Genomic DNA, 16,951 nt, shown 5'->3' with positions numbered 1-16,951 from the left:
TTATTCTCTAAAGCCTTCGGCTATTTTATAACGTTGTTGTTCGAATCTTTTTACGATAAAATTTACCCAGAATCCACGCATCAGCAGCATCACCAGACCGAATAGGCCTACAGCTGCCAAGCCAACATAAGGAAGATGGAATAGGTTAAACGCCCAATAGATCAAGATCGGAAGTAAAATAAACGGAAAAATAGAGATCCATTGTGTTGCACCCATTCCTTGCCAGTTAAAACTAGCACTCCGTGATACATCGATTCTTTTATAGTTGTAAGTGGCTAAAAATAAAACCATCACGGTAGTAAAACCGATATTATACAAATAGGCTACCAGGTGGAGTAAAACTAATTTTGCATCAATAAAGCAGTAAAAACTAGCTGCAATGGTAAGAACGGTAGATGCAATGGTGAAGAGGAGAAATTTAGCTTTGATAAAATCTTTGAGATCTATTTTTTTGCTCAACAGCCCATCAAAGTGTGCGCTCTGCCAGGCAAACATAAACTGGCCATAACTGATAATTGACATGCCCGTCATAAATACTGCTGCAAATAGCATCATTCCGAATGAATTCGTTTGCAATACTTGTGGTTTATAAAAAAGGAAGCCATAAGCCAGAATAATGGTTCCCATTAAAACCGTATTACGTGGGCGCTTATGTCTGATAATGAGTTTGAGTTCGAGCGCTGCAAGTTCGCCCACTTTACCAAAGCGGTTAAAGAAAGGATAGTCGGTACTCACTTTTTTCTCTTGTTTAGCACTCAGTTCTTCCACATATAGGTTTTTACGCAAAAACGAAGCATTTATTTTGTATACCAAAAATGCTAAGGCAGGGAAAATCAGCGCCAATAGAGGTTGCCTGGTAATTGTCCTGAACACTATATCAGATCCTGCCGTAATGGATATAATTTTGAAATACTCTAATGCAGCAAAACCGGAAATCAAAACCAAACCGGCAAGCGTAAATAAGATATTAGAGATCGATTTCCTTTTAATGAATAATATAAGGTAATTATTAAGGAGCATTAAAGAAAAAATACTCACAATATAAGCTAAAACCACTAACGTACCATGTGCTTTTGTAATGGTTATAAAGCAAAAAGGAAGAAAAAGCAGAAATGGCCAGAGGTTAAAAGCAGAAAAAAGAGCTTTGATATTTAGGAAATCGACTATTTTACGTTTTGGTATTTTGAGATGCAGGTAAGGGATAATACTTAATGTGGGTAGTTCCTGAAGCTGCAAACGCATTAATAAATCGAGTGCGAAGTAATAAAGGATAATACCGTTAAAACTGGTCATTGCATCTTGTTTAGGGAAGATCTTTGGCAGAAGCACTGCCATCCCGAAACCTAAAGCAGCAGCTACGATTAAAAAATAAAGCATAAAAAAGCCTAAAACAATCTGGGCAGCAATACTGCCACCACGGTTTCGCGAACGCCAAAAAGATTTCTTTTGATGGCTTAAGAAAGTACTGAGCATATCAAATTTAGGTATTAGTTAAGGTTATGTATTAGTAACGCTTCGTTTTAAAATGTTACACTAATAGTTATATTTATCTTTCCAGTTTTGTTTGAGTTTTTCGCGTAATTTCTCTTCGGCAGCATTTTTTCCAGGATCATATAGTTTGGTGCCGCTTAATTCATCAGGAAAGTACTCCTGTGCTTCGAAATTTCCCTCGTAGCCGTGAGAATATTTATAGTCTTTTCCGTAGCCAATATTTTTCATCAGTTTGGTTGGCGCATTGCGAATATGCAATGGAACAGGTAAATTTCCGGTTTGTTTCACCAAAGCCTGGGCATGGTTAATGGCTTCGTAAGCAGCATTGCTCTTAGGAGAACTGGCCAGATAGGTTACGCATTGCGACAATATAATTCTGGCTTCAGGATAACCGATTACATTCACTGCGGTGAAACAATTGTTGGCCAAAAGCAGTGCATTTGGATTTGCGTTTCCAATATCTTCTGAAGATAAAATCAACAACCTTCTGGCAATAAATAAGGGATCTTCTCCTCCCTCAATCATCCTGGCTAACCAATAAACAGCAGCATTTGGGTCGCTACCGCGGATTGATTTTATAAAAGCGGAAATGATGTCGTAATGTTGCTCACCAGCCTTATCGTATAGCGCCAGGTTTTGCTGTGCATGTGCTAAAACGCTTTCGTTGGTAAGAGTGATTTTATCACCGCCAATTCCATTAATGGCAATTTCAAGTACGTTTAACAATTTTCTGGCATCACCACCAGAGAGGCGGATCAGTGCTTCATGTTCCTGTATCTTAATCTCCTTTTTGGAGAGGATAACATCTCTTTTAATTGCCGTTTGTAAAAGGCCGGCCAGTTCTTCTTCTGTTAAAGATTTTAAAATATAAACCTGGCAACGGGAAAGTAAAGCGGAGATGACTTCGAAGGATGGGTTTTCTGTTGTTGCGCCAATTAAAGTAACTAATCCACGTTCTACAGCTCCTAATAGGCTATCTTGTTGAGATTTACTGAAACGATGGATCTCATCAATAAATAAGATAGGCAATCCTAAAAAACTATCTTTCAGCGCGGCTGCCTTATCTATTACTTCCCGAATGTCTTTTACACCACTGTTAATAGCGCTTAAGTTAAAAAACGGGCGATCAAGGGCTTGTGAAATAATATAGGCCAGGGTGGTTTTTCCTACTCCGGGCGGCCCCCAAAAAATCATGGATGGCAATTGACTGCTTTCTATCGCTTTGCGTAAAACGGCACCCGTACCTACTAAATGTTTCTGCCCTACATATTCATCAAGGTTTTGCGGACGCATTCTTTCGGCTAATGGTGCTTGATTTTGCATAATGGTAAATATATAAAAATTGATTATTTTGTAATTAGATTATTGCCAACACTTTGGTTTAGGAACCAGGTGCCAAGTCTGGGATGTTCATTTAAAACAATTTACTAGAAGCTTAGTTCTTATTTAAAAACTGAATATGAAAGTGAACGGTCTAGATCATGTGGTGCTTACAGTGGTGAATATGGAAAGTATATGTAAGTTTTATACAAATGCTTTAGGTATGGAAGTGATTGAGTTGGGTAATGAGCGCAAAGCCTTAAAGTTTGGAAACCAGAAAATTAACCTTCACCAATACGGAAACGAGATTGAACCAAAGGCTTTTAAGCCAACGCCGGGTTCAGCAGATTTATGTTTTATAACAGATCAATCGATCGAAGAAGTCATCAACGAGCTGAAGAAATGCTGTATTGAAGTTGAAAGTGGACCTGTAGAACGAACTGGCGCAAGCGGGAAAATTTTATCGGTTTACCTTCGTGATCCGGATTTGAATTTGATTGAAATAAGTAATTATATTTAAATCCCGGAGCTTCGAAAGCAGGTATGCAAACCAAATCTATGAATCCATTGCTTGTTAATTCTGCGTTACTCTTCTATTTTAGAATGGTGTTTGGTATCTTTCATCGTGGTATATAGAATCAGGGAAATTAAAATACAGCCCGTAACGTACCAATAAAAGTAGCTTTCGTGGCCAATGTTTTTAAACCAGAGGGCCAGGTACTCTGCCGTTCCGCCAAAAATAGCTACGGTTAATGCATAGGGTAATCCAACGCCTAGTGCTCTGATTTCAGCCGGGAAAAGCTCTGCCTTTACAACTGCATTAATACTGGTGTAACCGCTCACAATGATCAGGGCGGCAATCATCAATAAGAAAATTATGGTGGTATTGGTTTCGCTGGCAAGGCCTGTTAATATGGGTACAGTGAAAATTGTTCCTAACACACCAAAACCAATTAATAGCGGTTTTCTTCCGATGCGATCTGATAATAATCCGAATAATGGCTGTAAAATAGCAAAAATGAGCAACGAAATAAATGAAAGGGTGGTAGACGTTTCTTTACTTAAATGCACGGTGTTAACCAGGAATTTTTGCATATAGGTGCTGAATGTATAAAATGCAATTGTTCCACCGAGCGTTAGCCCTACAACTGTAAAAACTTCCTTTGGATATTTCATCAAAACAGCGATACCGCTTTTCTTTTCTTCAGCATCTTTGGTTTTGAAAGCAGCTGTTTCATCGATATGTCTTCTAAGATAAAGTGCAATAAAAGAAAGCACGGCACCGATAAAAAAAGGGATTCTCCAGCCCCATTTGTGTAATTCTTCAGCGGTGAGCAACCAGTTTTGTAAAATTAGCTGAATGCCTAATGCTAATAGTTGACCGCCAATTAGCGTAACATATTGAAAGCTGGAAAAAAAGCCCCGGCGTTTCTTGGTGGCCATTTCACTGAGGTAAGTGGCAGAAGTTCCATACTCTCCTCCTGTACTTAAGCCTTGAATTAACCTGGCGAAAACCAATAAGAGTGGTGCTGCAATCCCGATCTGCTTGTAGCCTGGTGTAAGTCCGATTATTAAGGAACCAATCGCCATGATCAGAACGGACAAAGTCATCGACTTCTTACGGCCCATTTTATCGGCGATACTGCCGAAGAGCCAACCGCCAATTGGCCGCATTAAAAAGCCAACAGCAAAAATTCCGGCAGTGTTTAGCAGTTGCGCAGTCGGATTGCTATTCGGGAAAAAGGCATCAGAAAAATATAGTGCGAATGCGGAATAAGTATACCAATCGTACCATTCCACCAGGTTTCCAACAGAACCACCAAAGATCGACTTTAGCCTGTATTTCATGTCTGCACTTTCTGCAGACTGAAGTTCTTCGTAAGTTTTTTTCATGGGTGGATATGAAGTTTTTAATTCGAGATTAAACACAAGTCTAACTCTTTTGTTTATTTTAGTATTGGTTGTAATATAGTTTGAGAATAACAGATTTGCAAGATGCTATTGATAATATATTCATTTGTTCACATTCACTTATTTAAAATCCAATCCTTAAGATATGAAAGATAACTTTTCTTCCCAGTCGGCCGAATATGCCGTTTACCGTCCCACTTACCCGCAGGAATTATATGATTTTTTATTTTCACTGGTAAATGAAAAAGATGCTGCATGGGATTGTGCAACTGGAAATGGTCAGGTTGCCAGGATTTTGGCTCAGCATTTTCAAAAGGTTTATGCTACGGATATTAGTGAGAAACAATTGAGTCAGGCACTCCAGTTACCAAATATTTTATATAAGGTTGAATCTTCTGATCGGGCTGATGTTCCTGATGATAGCTTTGATTTAGTTACAGTAGCACAAGCCATTCACTGGTTCAACTTTGAAGCTTTTTATGCAGAAGTAAAACGTACTTTGAAACCTGATGGGGTAATTGCAGTATTTGGTTACGGCTTGATGCTGATTGATAAAAAAGTAGATCAGGTTATTCACAAACTATACGAAGATATTCTGGGGAAATACTGGGATAGTGAACGGCGATATATAGAAGAAGGCTATAAAACCATCCCTTTTCCTTTCGAGGAGGTGACCGCCCCTCATTTTCAAATTAAAACAACATGGAGTTTTAGTCAGATGATTGGTTATCTAAATACATGGTCTTCTTTACAGCATTATAAAAAGGCTAATGAGCGAAACCCATTAGAATACCTTATGACAGAACTGAAAGATGCCTGGGGTGATGATGCGGAAAAAGAAGTCCGGTTTCCGATTTTATTACGGGTTGGGAGATAGGTTTAAGCGCAAGGTTAATAAAGAAAAGCGCAAGGAAACGCAAAGTTGGGCGCCTGCTATTTGCGCTTTGCTTAGCGTTTCTTTACGAAAGAACTTAGCGCTCTTTGCGGTTAATCTTACTTCAGCAAATCCAGAATACCTAAAACAGTAAGCTTTTTCTGCTCGCCACTGTGCATGTCTTTTAATGTCAATTCGCCGCTGGCAATTTCATCGCTACCTATAAGAATTACATATGGAATTTTCTTAGCATCTGCATAGGTCATTTGCTTTTTAAGCTTTGCCGAAGATGGATATAATTCAGCCGAAATGCCCGCATTTCTTAATTGTTGTAAGATGGGTAGAGCATATTTTTCTGCTGCTGCATCAAAGTTGCTAATTAAAACTTTTGTTCCGATTTCTGCAGCTGCCGGGAAAAGATTTAATTCTTCCAGCACATCGTAAATACGATCAGCGCCGAAAGAAACGCCAACTCCGGTTAAATCTTTTAAGCCAAACATACCTGTTAAATCGTCGTAGCGGCCACCGCCACCAATGCTGCCCATGGCTGCTTCATTGGTTTTTACTTCGAAAATACAGCCAGTATAGTAATTTAAACCACGTGCTAAAGTAATGTCTAATTCTAGTTTAGCAGTTAGTGGTAAAGCATAAGAAATCAAGTTTTCTACATATTCGAAAACTGTTTCTATCTCAGCTACACCTTTTAATCCGGTTGCTGAAGTAGCCAGAACTTCTTTAAGGCTTGCCAGTTTTTCTTCATTACTTCCCTCTAATAAAATTACGGGGCGCAGTTTCTCTAAATCAGCTTCAGTAAAGCCACGTTCTAATAACTCTTTACTTACACCATCTAAGCCAATCTTATCGAGCTTATCGATGGCAACCGTCATGTCTACAATTAAATCAGGTTTGCCTATAATCTCTGCGATACCTGATAGAATTTTTCTATTATTAATTTTTATGCTGAAATCTTTTAGGCCTAATTTACCTAAAGCCTCATTGTAAATTAAGATAAATTCAGCTTCGTTGAGTAAGCTTTCCGAACCCACCACATCCACGTCACATTGGTAAAACTCGCGATATCTTCCTTTTTGAGGTCTGTCTGCACGCCAAACCGGCTGAACCTGAAAACGTTTAAAAGGTAAAGTAATCTCATGTTGATGCATCACTACGTAACGCGCAAAAGGAACAGTTAGATCGTAACGAAGAGCTTTTTCGGAGATTAGCGGGATAAGTTTATTGCTGTTTTCTTCTTCAGAAAAATCAAAAGACTTCTTTTTAGGATCTTTTAGGTATTCTCCACTATTCAAGATTTTAAAAATCAGTTTATCGCCTTCATCGCCATATTTACCAGTTAAGGTAGAAAGATTTTCGAAGCTTGGGGTTTGAATTTCTGCGTAACCATATTTCTTAAAAACCGTTTTAATGGTATCATAAATAAAATTGCGTTTCACCATTTCAACTGGCGAAAAATCACGGGTACCTTTTGCTAACGAGGGTTTAATAACTGACATAGCCGCAAAAGTACAAAAATGTAATGTTTAAACCTCGCAGGTTTCCAAAACCTGTGAGGTTTGTACTGATTATCTCGTTGGCTAAACCCAAATGGCAAGAAATTAAGATCGAAATATCTTTTATTTTGATTGCAACCAACAAAATTTTCTAAGTACTAATGGCTTTAGTTAACGAGCTCGTAAATATTAACCGAACCATTACCTGCATATTAATCTATATATACAGCAGGAATGTTGATCGAGTGAAAGTTTAGGTTGAATAAGAGATAGGAGAAAGGATTTGAAGTCGGCAATTAGAAGATTCGAGATGGTTAATCGGGATTTCATAATCCCGACTGATCTAATTACGCATTTTCAATCCGTGTGAGATAAATTTATAAATCTCACACAACCACTCTCTACTATAATTACGAGGGCTTTTTAGCATTATTTTATTAAATAGCAGATTAGAAATCTGGAGGTATGCAGATCGGGATAGAAAATCCCGACCAACTTCGGGGATTTTGCGGTTAATCATCCCGAAGGAAAAATCTGTAAAATCATCCCGCAGGAAATATCGAATATAATACCTTGCTTTATAGGCAAAAAACTTAAATTTGCGACAACAAAAATCAAAATATAATGAGTTTCAGAATAGAACACGATACCATGGGCGAGGTACAAGTGCCTGCCGATAAATACTGGGGTGCACAAACCGAACGCTCACGCAATAATTTTAAAATCGGACCAGAAGGTTCGATGCCCAAAGAAATTATTCATGCTTTTGGCTATTTGAAAAAGGCTGCTGCTTTGGCTAACACAGAACTTGGCGTACTTAGCGCGGAAAAGGCTGAATTAATTGCAAAAGCTTGTGATGAAATTATTGCTGGTTATCTTGATGATCAATTCCCTTTGGTAATCTGGCAAACTGGTTCTGGTACACAGAGCAATATGAACGGCAATGAAGTGATTGCAAACCGTGCACATGTAATTAACGGTGGTGCATTGGCTGATGATAAAAAAGTGCTTCATCCAAATGATGATGTGAATAAATCACAATCTTCTAACGATACTTATCCTACTGCAATGCATATTGCAGCTTATAAATTGACCGTAGAAAATACTATTCCAGGCTTAGAAAAGTTGCGTAACGCTTTGGCTCAGAAAGTGGAGGAATTTGGTTCAATCGTTAAAACTGGTCGTACTCACTTTATGGATGCTACGCCATTAACATTGGGACAAGAATTTTCTGGTTATGTTCAGCAAATCGATAACAGCATCAGGGCAATTAAAAATGCTTTGGTAATGGTTGCAGAATTAGCTTTAGGTGGTACGGCGGTAGGTACAGGTTTAAATACACCAAAAGGTTACGATGTTTTAGTAGCGGAAAAAATTGCGGATTTAACAGGTTTACCTTTCGTTACTGCCCCGAACAAATTTGAGGCTTTAGCTGCTCATGATGCAATGGTTGAACTTTCTGGTGCTTTAAAGCGTACAGCTGTAGCTTTGATGAAAGTTGCAAATGATGTTCGGATGTTGAGTTCTGGTCCACGTTGTGGAATTGGCGAGATCGTTATTCCTGATAATGAGCCAGGTTCATCTATTATGCCAGGGAAAGTAAATCCAACACAACCAGAAGCATTAACAATGGTATGTGCTCAGGTAATTGGTAATGATGTAGCCGTTTCTATAGGAGGCATGTCTGGTCATTTTGAATTAAATGTTTTTAAACCTCTAATTGCAGCAAACGTATTGCAATCTGCACGTTTAATTGGTGATGCCTGCGTATCATTCACTGATAAATGTGCAACAGGAATTACAGCCAACTTGCCAGAGATTGAAAAGCATTTACAAAATTCATTGATGTTGGTAACGGCCTTAAACCCGCATGTAGGTTATGAGAATGCCGCCAAAATTGCAAAGAAAGCGCACAAAGAAAATAAAACTTTGAAAGCAGCAGCTGTAGAATTAGGCTTATTAACCAATGAACAATTCGATGAATGGGTTCGTCCGGAAGATATGGTTGGAAGTTTAAAATAGACTTTGCTTTAGTAAATAATTCTATTGTAGTTGAAGTAAAGGCAGGTTATTGGTTAATCTTGAAAGCTGCTTTTACTTCATTTAGAAATCATCTCATTAAAGAATACGCGCAGTTGTTTTGCCCGAAAGGAATCGGCTGGTAACAGATATTAAATATAAGGATATGGATAGTTCTATTTTACAGTTTCTGTTTTCGCTGATACCGGTAATTACGCCGCTTTTAGTTTTTATTGCTTGTTGCATTTATATCAATAAGATAGCGAGGATTGATTCTATTTTTCTTTGCCTTGGCTCAGGAATTACTTTATTAATTAGCGTTATGTATGTTTTCATGCCATTTATAATGCAAAGTAGGGCGATGCCTGCCGGTGAAGTGAATTTTTATTATAGCGCACTGGGGATGATTGCTTTTTTGGGTGGTGTTTCGTTTGCAGTTGGTCTATTCCTGTTAATCAATAATATGATAAATGCCAATAAGCTACCCCATGGAAAGTTTTAGAATACACTAAACTCCTTCAAAATCACATTTACAATTTTCTTAAGAACAATGCCAAAAAATAGCAATGAATTAAAGTTTCTTTATGTGATATTTTTTATCTCTGTTATCCTGTATTCTTCCTGCTCCAGGTTGCCAAATATACAGGGGAAGGGCGAAGAATTTATGCAGGGCGTATGGAATGAAGACTCAGTCGCTTTTAGCCATAAGTTAAGTAATTATACCCAGCACCGGTTTAAAATTTCATGTGATTCTATTTACATAGACCTGGTTACCCATAGCAAGGTAAATTTTTATGAAGATTCTTGTTTCAATAATGGCATTTGGAAAGAGTATGCAAAAGGCGTTTATGCCGTTCGGGGTGATACCTTATTTGTTGGGGCAACCTATACCCATGCCAACTATAAACAAAAAATTTCGGGTTGCTATCATATCGGCCGGTATGATAAAAACTTCCTGATCAAAAAACACTCAGCAGATACCCTGATCCTGGAAGGCTTAAATGATCAGCGGGAAATTAAATTAGCCCTTAAAGAAAAAATCACCTGCATACAAAAAGCATTATAAAATGATATTTAAATCCATTAAAAAGAAATTAACTACAGCTGTAGCTATTGGTTTGCTGGCCTACTTGCCTCTTCAGGTAAATGCATGGGGTATGATTGGCCATAGAGTGGTGGGTGAAATTGCCGATAGCTACCTTAAAGCAAAAACCCGTAAGGCAATTCAATCTATTTTAGGTTCAGAAACTTTGGCCATGTCTGCCAATTGGGGAGATTTCATCAAATCTGATTCTACCTATAATTATATGTACAACTGGCACTTTGTTAATCTTCCGGGAGGATTAGACAAGCAAGGTGTTTACAATATTTTAGAGACGGAAAAAGCACCAAACCTGTACAATAAAATAATTGATCTAACAGCCGTTTTGAAAAAGGCGAGTAGCACGGCGTCAGAAAAGAAACTTGCTTTAAGAATGCTGGTGCACATGGCAGGCGATTTATGCCAGCCGATGCATGTTGCCCATAAAGAAGATTTAGGTGGTAACCGGGTTTCAGTGATGTGGTTTAATGAAAAATCGAACTTGCACCGTGTTTGGGATGAGCAGTTAATCGAATATCAACAGTTGAGTTATACTGAATTTGCAAAAGCAATTAATCATCCATCGGCTGTTCAGCTTTATAACTGGCAAAATACCAATTTAAAAGACTGCGTATACGATGCTTATACGGTATGTAGTAAAATCTATGATGGCACCAAGCCAGACTCCAAACTTAGTTATCGCTATAATTTCGATTGGTCGGAAACATTGAACGAACAGTTATTAAAAGGTGGTGTAAGGTTGGCAAAAATGCTCAACGACATTTACAAGTAATTTAATTAGATCAAGAAAAATCCTTCAAAACTGGGGGATTTTTCTTTTTGTAGCGAATTCATGGTTAATTTCGTTTACCTTAAAGACATCTAAATTTAATGATATGAAAAAGATCTTATTCGTGCTTTTAATTTGCACAGCAGTTGCCTGCACAAAGGATAGCAATAAAACACTGATTTCAAAAAAGTGGGTTATCGAGTCGGTAACCGTTACTCCAGCGCTGAAAATGGGTAATAAGACGAGTGAAAATTATATCGAACTATCAGGGCCAGAAAGTTGTGTAGCCAATCTATCACTTTCGTTTGCGGCAGATAGTACGTACATGGCTGGGTCTAATGGAGCACTTTGCGACATCATGGCTGATGGAAGGGTAAAAACCTGGAAAAGGGATGGAAATCAGATCATTCTATCAGGAGCACCTGGCGCACCGCTATTATTTGATGGAAAGAAATTAACGCAAACCACCATAACTGAACAAGACGGCAAAACTTATACTTTTGTCTATAAATATAAAGCTAAATAGTTTTGAGAATACTAATGGTTTGTTTGGGGAATATTTGTCGTTCGCCATTGGCTGAAGGCATTATGCGTCATCTGATAGAGAAGGAAGATTTGGAATGGGAAGTTGCTTCAGCAGGTACGGGAAACTGGCACATTGGTCAATCTCCGGACCAAAGGAGTATTGCTGCGGCTAAGAATGCTGGCTACGACATCAGCAGGCAAAGGGCGCAACAATTCTCTGCTGAAATGTTTGCTAAATACGATTTGATCCTCGTGATGGATCGTCAGAATTTAAGCGATGTTAAAAACCTGGCAAAGACAAAAGAGGCCCTTCAAAAAATCAAACTTTTTTTAGATAACGATGAACTGGTAGATCCTTATTGGGATAATGCGCTTTTTGCTCCGGTTTGTAAACAAGTTGAAGACCGGTGTAAAGAAATTATCAAAGAACTTTCTTAAATTTAACGCTCAACATCTTTTAAACTGCTAACCAAATTCTTCCGATGAAAAAAATACTTATGATGGTGATTGCCCTAATCATCCTGCAACATTCTGCATTTGCTAAAAGTGATCCCAGCATCCTGGTCTTCTCTAAAACGAAAGGCTATCGCCATGCATCCATCGAGGAAGGGAAAAAGGCAATTATCGAGCTAGGTCATTTAAATCATTATACCGTAGATACTACGGAAAATGCAGCGATGTTTACGGAGCGTAACCTAAAAAAGTATGCTGCTGTTATCTTTCTGAGCACCACAGGTGATGTATTGAATGATGCACAGCAATCGGCATTTGAGCGTTATATTCAGGCTGGAGGAGGCTTCGTAGGCATTCATGCAGCAACAGATACTGAATATGATTGGCCCTGGTATGGAAAGTTAGTGGGTGCTTACTTTGTGAGTCACCCTAAAGTGCAAGAGGCGAAGTTTGTAATAAAAGATAGAAAGCATCCTTCCACTAAGTTTCTAACAGATTCTGTTTGGATGCACACGGATGAACTTTACAATTTCAAAAATATCAATCCGGATCTGAAAGTACTCATCACTATTGATGAAAGTTCTTATCAGGGTGGTACTAACGGTAACTTTCATCCATTTAGTTGGTATTATGATTTCGATGGTGGGCGTGCCTTCTATACATCAATGGGGCATCCTAAGGAATGTTGGGCAGATGAAAAATTTCTAAACCATTTAACCGGCGGACTAAAATACGCTATCGGCAAGAATCAGAAATTAGATTATCGTAAAGCAAAAAGTAAACTTTTGTAATTCATTTTATTTATAAGCTGTATTCTGGATCTATAGTAGCTTTATGCTGGTGAATTCCTTTTCGCGTTAACGAGATAGATATAATTTAACATGCAAAAACTTGCAACGGCACCGAAACTATGCCAAAGAAAGTGAGTACCAACGGCCAAAATTTCCCATTTATCTGCAATACGAAAAGTGAGTGCAAAGATGAAAGCCATTAGGGCAAAACCTACCCATTTTCCATTTCTCCATTCTGTTTTAATCAGGTAACCAAATACAGGAAAAAGTACAATAGCTGCCATAATCGCATAATTAATGTTGATGAAAATCTGAAAATCTTCGTTTAAAAAAAGTCTTCGCGCATAGAATTGGAAAATCGCATAAATGCCGATAATTAGTGTCGCATAATACCATTTGGTTAGTTTAGCCAAAAAATATACGCCTGCTGACAGGCAAAGTAGCATAATTGGCATCCAATCCATCATAATAAAAACAGGCCATCTGCGCAATCCATGATAGGTTGTTCCGCCAATTCCTCCAATGTAAAGTAGAATCAGGGCTAAGCTTAAAAAAGTGTGCTGTTTAAAATTGCCCCAAACTTTAAATGTCCAATACACGGCAATTGCCAGAAAGAAACAGCTTGTAATCGTATTTAACGGCTCTGGAAATAGGTGCTGAAGATTGGTTTCCGTATAGGTCGTTCCTCCATCTGGTGGAGTCTGAGTAAACGCGTTCATAAATTTTCAGCTATGATGAATTTAATTCTGCAATCTGCAGTTATAAAAATTGATTTTTAAATTTCCGTTGAAATTTTTAGGTAAAATAATTGAGACCGTATCTTTCGTGTAGCGCTTTTAAGAATAAGTAAATTGCAAAAATTATAAACTATTCAATGTAGATCATGTTCCTTTAGTACATCAAAACTTATTAAACATGAGCACTACAACAGTAACAACAGAAGTATTGAACGATTTAGTTCAAATAAATAACGATCGTATTGCGGGCTATGAAAAAGCACGCACTGAATTAAAAGAGGAAGATGCAGATCTAAAAGCTTTATTCCTGGATATGATCTCAGAAAGTCAGAAATATAAAATGGCTTTAGGAACTGAGATTGCAGCACTTGGCGATGATATCGATACCGGTACTACAAACTCTGGTAAAATTTACAGGGCATGGATGGATGTGAAAGCATTGTTTACTGGCCACGATAGAAAGACAGTTTTAAATAACTGCGAGTTTGGAGAAGATGCAGCGCAAAATGCTTACAAAATGGCTTTAGAAGTAGAAGATCTTCCGGCAAATATCAGAACTTTAGTCTCTGATCAAAAAGCTTCTTTAAGAACATCACACGATGAAGTTAAAAGATTGCGTGATGCTCAGGCATAGTATTGCATAGCTAAAGAAAACTCCTGATGTTTTATCAGGAGTTTTTTTGTTTTTATGCTTCCAGTTCCCGATCCAGGTGTTCGGTAACCCGTTGAATAGTATTATCAATTGTATTGCTTAATATGGTTAGGTAAGATCCTTTTTTAGCAGTCTCAATGGCAATTTGTAAACATTCAGTGCTCTTATTGTTGATGATCACTTCTTTATTCGGATCAACTTCTCTTATACCCTGAAGCAATAAATCTATCAATTCATCTTGTTTTCTTCCTCTTAAGTATTTCTCCTGGCAGATATAAATTTTATCGAACATTTGAGCGGATATGCGTGCGGTTTCAATAATGTCTTCATCACGTCTATCACCTGTTCCAGAGATAATACCTACATGCTCAGTCGCTTCTACACTTTGCAGATACGCTTTTACGCCATTAAAACCATCAGGGTTGTGCGCAAAATCTACCAATACTTTAAAATCTTTAAATCTGAATACATTCATCCTTCCTGGCGTGTGTGCTGCCGATGGAATAAAAGTTTCTAAAGCTAAACGAATATCTTCTGGTTTATAACCCCATAAATAAGTGGCTAAAGTTGCAGCCAATACATTTTGAATCATAAAGTTTACTGCGCCACCAAAAGTTAATGGAATGTGCGTAGCTTTATCTACCCTTAATTTCCAGTCACCCGTTTTAATGGTGATGTAACCATTCTCATAAATAGCAGCAATCCCACCTTTTCTGCAATGGTCTTTAATCACTGGATTATTTTCATCCATGCTGAAATAAGCTACATTGCAGCGTGCATCTCTGGCAATTTTTACGCAATAACCATTATCCGCATTTAGAACGGCCCATCCTTTACGGCGAACAGCGCCAACTACTACCGCCTTAACACGGGTTAAATCATCCAGATTATGAATATCTGAAATACCCAAGTGATCCTCCTGGATGTTGGTGATTACTCCAATATCGCAGGCATTAAAGCCTAGGCCAGCTCTTAAAATTCCACCACGGGCAGTTTCCAGAACGGCGAATTCTACCGTTGGGTCTTTTAAAATAAATTCAGCACTTACCGGTCCGGTGGTATCACCTTTCATTAACATGGTATTATGAACATATACGCCATCACTGGTGGTATAGCCCACACGTTTACCGTTACTCCGGATGATATGGGCAATTAACCGTGTTGTGGTTGTTTTACCATTGGTGCCTGTTACCGCTATAATCGGGATAGACGATAGCCTGTTTTGCGGATAAAGCATATCAACTACAGAAGCCGCAACATTTCTTGGCAAACCTTCACTTGGTGCAAGGTGCATTCTAAAACCCGGCGCGGCATTAACTTCCAATACTACACCGCCATTTTCAGTTAGTGGTTGAGTAAGGTTTTGTGCCATGATATCAATTCCGCAGATATCAAGGCCAATTACTCTTGAAATCCGTTCGCAGATAAAAATATTTTGTGGATGCACAATATCTGTTACATCGATAGAGGTTCCGCCTGTGCTTAAATTAGCAGTAGATTTTAGGTAAACAATCTCGCCCTTTTCAGGAATTGTTTCCAAGGTATATTCCTTTTTAGCCAATAAATCCAGCGTATCCCGATCTACGGCGATTTCAGTTAAGACATTTTCATGCCCGTAACCACGACGCGGATCTTCATTTTCTTTATCAATTAGTTCCTGGATGGTGTGAATACCATTTCCAAGTACATGTGCCGGATCGCGTTGTGCGGCGGCAACTACTTTATGGTCGATAACCAAAACACGGAAATCAAAGCCAGTGATGAACTTTTCGATAATCACCTTGCGGGAATAGGTTTTCGCATATTCGAAGGCTTCCCTCGCCACTTCCATGGTTTTTACATTGATCGTTGCGCCTTTACCGTGATTGCCATCAAGTGGTTTAAACACTAACGGAAAGCCAACTTTATTTACCGATGCTTCGAGATCTTCTACATTTGAAATGGTTACGCCTGATGCTACCGGAATAGCCGCTTCTGTTAATAAGCGCTTAGTTTCTTCTTTATTACTAGCAATGTCAACTGCGATGCTACTGGTTTTTTCAGTCATTGTTGCCCTGAAGCGAACCTGATTTTTACCGTAACCTAGTTGTACGAGTGAACTTTTATTTAACCTGATCCATGGAATGTTTCTGCTCATTGCTTCCTGAACAATTGATCCGGTACTTGGACCAAGCGCTTCCAGTTCGCGAATTTCTTTCATTCGGCGAATGTCATGTTCCAGGTCATATTCTTCACCATCGATGAGTGCCTGGGCAATTTTTACCGCAGCTTCTGCAGCGTAAACGCCAACTTTTTCTTCCAGGTAACTGAACACTACATTATAAATACCCTCGGTTTTGGTTTGGCGGGTTCTACCGAAACCCGTTTCCATTCCGGCAATGGTTTGAATTTCTAAGGCAATATGCTCTATAACGTGCCCCATCCAGGTACCTTCTTTTACGCGAGAGAAAAAGCCACCTTCAACGCCTTTAGAGCAGCGATGAGTAAACATACTTGGAAGTAATTTTTCTATTCGCTCACTAAAGCCTTCAATAACATTGGTTGGCTTTTGCTCCAGTTCCTCTAAATCCAATCTCATTTGGATGAGTTTCTTGCGGTTTATCGACCATATATTCGGGCCTCTTAATACTTGTATGTTATATATCTTCATGTAATGGTTTGTCGTTTTTTTATAAAAAAGCTCAGGTTTTAAGAAGGCCTTTTTTCAACTTTACTGCACTAAAATTGATGACTGTAAATTATAAATTTATTTTGAAAACTGGCACTTCAAATAGCTAAATGAATTTCTGGTACTATTTG

16 protein-coding genes are annotated in these 16,951 nt (G+C 38.4%); 10 read left to right on the top strand and 6 right to left on the bottom strand.

Translation table 11 applies throughout. From position 1 onward, the window contains the following. Positions 1-1,473 (bottom strand): DUF5687 family protein, encoded by a 1,473-nt coding sequence (locus SOM16_RS03520; RefSeq protein WP_320462607.1) that lies wholly within the window; start codon positions 1,471-1,473, stop codon positions 1-3. Positions 1,474-1,533: 60 nt separating this feature from the next. Next, positions 1,534-2,814, bottom strand: coding sequence for a replication-associated recombination protein A (locus SOM16_RS03515; RefSeq protein WP_320462606.1), 1,281 nt, complete (start codon positions 2,812-2,814; stop codon positions 1,534-1,536). Between the two features lie 136 nt (positions 2,815-2,950). On the opposite strand from SOM16_RS03515, the gene SOM16_RS03510 reads away from it, so the two are divergent. Then, positions 2,951-3,331: a VOC family protein gene (locus tag SOM16_RS03510; protein ID WP_320462605.1), complete on the top strand. Its 381-nt coding sequence runs from the start codon at positions 2,951-2,953 to the stop codon at positions 3,329-3,331. Positions 3,332-3,396: 65 nt separating this feature from the next. On the opposite strand, the gene SOM16_RS03505 is transcribed toward SOM16_RS03510, so the two are convergent. After that, positions 3,397-4,704 (bottom strand): MFS transporter, encoded by a 1,308-nt coding sequence (locus SOM16_RS03505; RefSeq protein ID WP_320462604.1) that lies wholly within the window; start codon positions 4,702-4,704, stop codon positions 3,397-3,399. Positions 4,705-4,867: 163 nt separating this feature from the next. On the opposite strand from SOM16_RS03505, the gene SOM16_RS03500 reads away from it, so the two are divergent. Next, on the top strand, positions 4,868-5,599 hold the full coding sequence (locus SOM16_RS03500) for a class I SAM-dependent methyltransferase (RefSeq protein WP_320462603.1): 732 nt from the start codon (positions 4,868-4,870) through the stop codon (positions 5,597-5,599). Between the two features lie 116 nt (positions 5,600-5,715). Here SOM16_RS03500 and hisS read toward each other — a convergent pair whose 3' ends face one another. Next, the gene (hisS, locus tag SOM16_RS03495) at positions 5,716-7,107 is read right to left on the bottom strand and encodes a histidine--tRNA ligase (RefSeq protein ID WP_320462602.1); all 1,392 of its coding nucleotides are present in this window, start codon (positions 7,105-7,107) and stop codon (positions 5,716-5,718) included. A gap of 621 nt (positions 7,108-7,728) precedes the next feature. Between hisS and fumC the strand changes: the two genes are divergently transcribed. From fumC to SOM16_RS03460, 7 genes are all read left to right on the top strand, one after another. Then, positions 7,729-9,126, top strand: coding sequence for a class II fumarate hydratase (gene fumC / locus SOM16_RS03490; RefSeq protein WP_320462601.1), 1,398 nt, complete (start codon positions 7,729-7,731; stop codon positions 9,124-9,126). Between the two features lie 163 nt (positions 9,127-9,289). Continuing rightward, the gene (locus SOM16_RS03485) at positions 9,290-9,625 is read left to right on the top strand and encodes a hypothetical protein (protein WP_320462600.1); all 336 of its coding nucleotides are present in this window, start codon (positions 9,290-9,292) and stop codon (positions 9,623-9,625) included. 48 nt (positions 9,626-9,673) lie between these two features. Next, the gene (locus SOM16_RS03480) at positions 9,674-10,189 is read left to right on the top strand and encodes a fumarate hydratase (RefSeq protein WP_320462599.1); all 516 of its coding nucleotides are present in this window, start codon (positions 9,674-9,676) and stop codon (positions 10,187-10,189) included. Between the two features lies 1 nt (position 10,190). Continuing rightward, positions 10,191-10,997 (top strand): S1/P1 nuclease, encoded by an 807-nt coding sequence (locus SOM16_RS03475; protein ID WP_320462598.1) that lies wholly within the window; start codon positions 10,191-10,193, stop codon positions 10,995-10,997. 103 nt (positions 10,998-11,100) lie between these two features. After that, the gene (locus tag SOM16_RS03470) at positions 11,101-11,520 is read left to right on the top strand and encodes a hypothetical protein (protein WP_320462597.1); all 420 of its coding nucleotides are present in this window, start codon (positions 11,101-11,103) and stop codon (positions 11,518-11,520) included. Between the two features lie 2 nt (positions 11,521-11,522). Beyond that, positions 11,523-11,957: a low molecular weight protein-tyrosine-phosphatase gene (locus tag SOM16_RS03465; protein ID WP_320462596.1), complete on the top strand. Its 435-nt coding sequence runs from the start codon at positions 11,523-11,525 to the stop codon at positions 11,955-11,957. A 44-nt stretch (positions 11,958-12,001) separates the two neighbouring features. Next, positions 12,002-12,763 (top strand): ThuA domain-containing protein, encoded by a 762-nt coding sequence (locus tag SOM16_RS03460; RefSeq protein ID WP_320462595.1) that lies wholly within the window; start codon positions 12,002-12,004, stop codon positions 12,761-12,763. Between the two features lie 41 nt (positions 12,764-12,804). On the opposite strand, the gene SOM16_RS03455 is transcribed toward SOM16_RS03460, so the two are convergent. Beyond that, the gene (locus SOM16_RS03455; RefSeq protein WP_320462594.1) at positions 12,805-13,482 is read right to left on the bottom strand and encodes a hypothetical protein; all 678 of its coding nucleotides are present in this window, start codon (positions 13,480-13,482) and stop codon (positions 12,805-12,807) included. Positions 13,483-13,678: 196 nt separating this feature from the next. Here SOM16_RS03455 and SOM16_RS03450 point away from each other — a divergent pair, with 196 nt between their 5' ends. Continuing rightward, positions 13,679-14,134: a PA2169 family four-helix-bundle protein gene (locus tag SOM16_RS03450; RefSeq protein ID WP_320462593.1), complete on the top strand. Its 456-nt coding sequence runs from the start codon at positions 13,679-13,681 to the stop codon at positions 14,132-14,134. Positions 14,135-14,186: 52 nt separating this feature from the next. Here SOM16_RS03450 and cphA read toward each other — a convergent pair whose 3' ends face one another. Further along, a complete protein-coding gene (gene cphA, locus SOM16_RS03445; protein ID WP_320462592.1) occupies positions 14,187-16,802 on the bottom strand; it encodes a cyanophycin synthetase in 2,616 nt (871 codons plus the stop codon). Between the last annotated feature and the right edge of the window lie 149 nt (positions 16,803-16,951).

The sequence above is a fragment of the Pedobacter sp. CFBP9032 genome (genome assembly GCF_034045265.1).
In the GTDB taxonomy this organism is placed as follows: Bacteria; Bacteroidota; Bacteroidia; order Sphingobacteriales; family Sphingobacteriaceae; genus Pedobacter.
The sequence above is the reverse complement of the archived record's forward strand: the minus strand, read 5'-3'. Positions and strand labels throughout refer to the sequence as shown.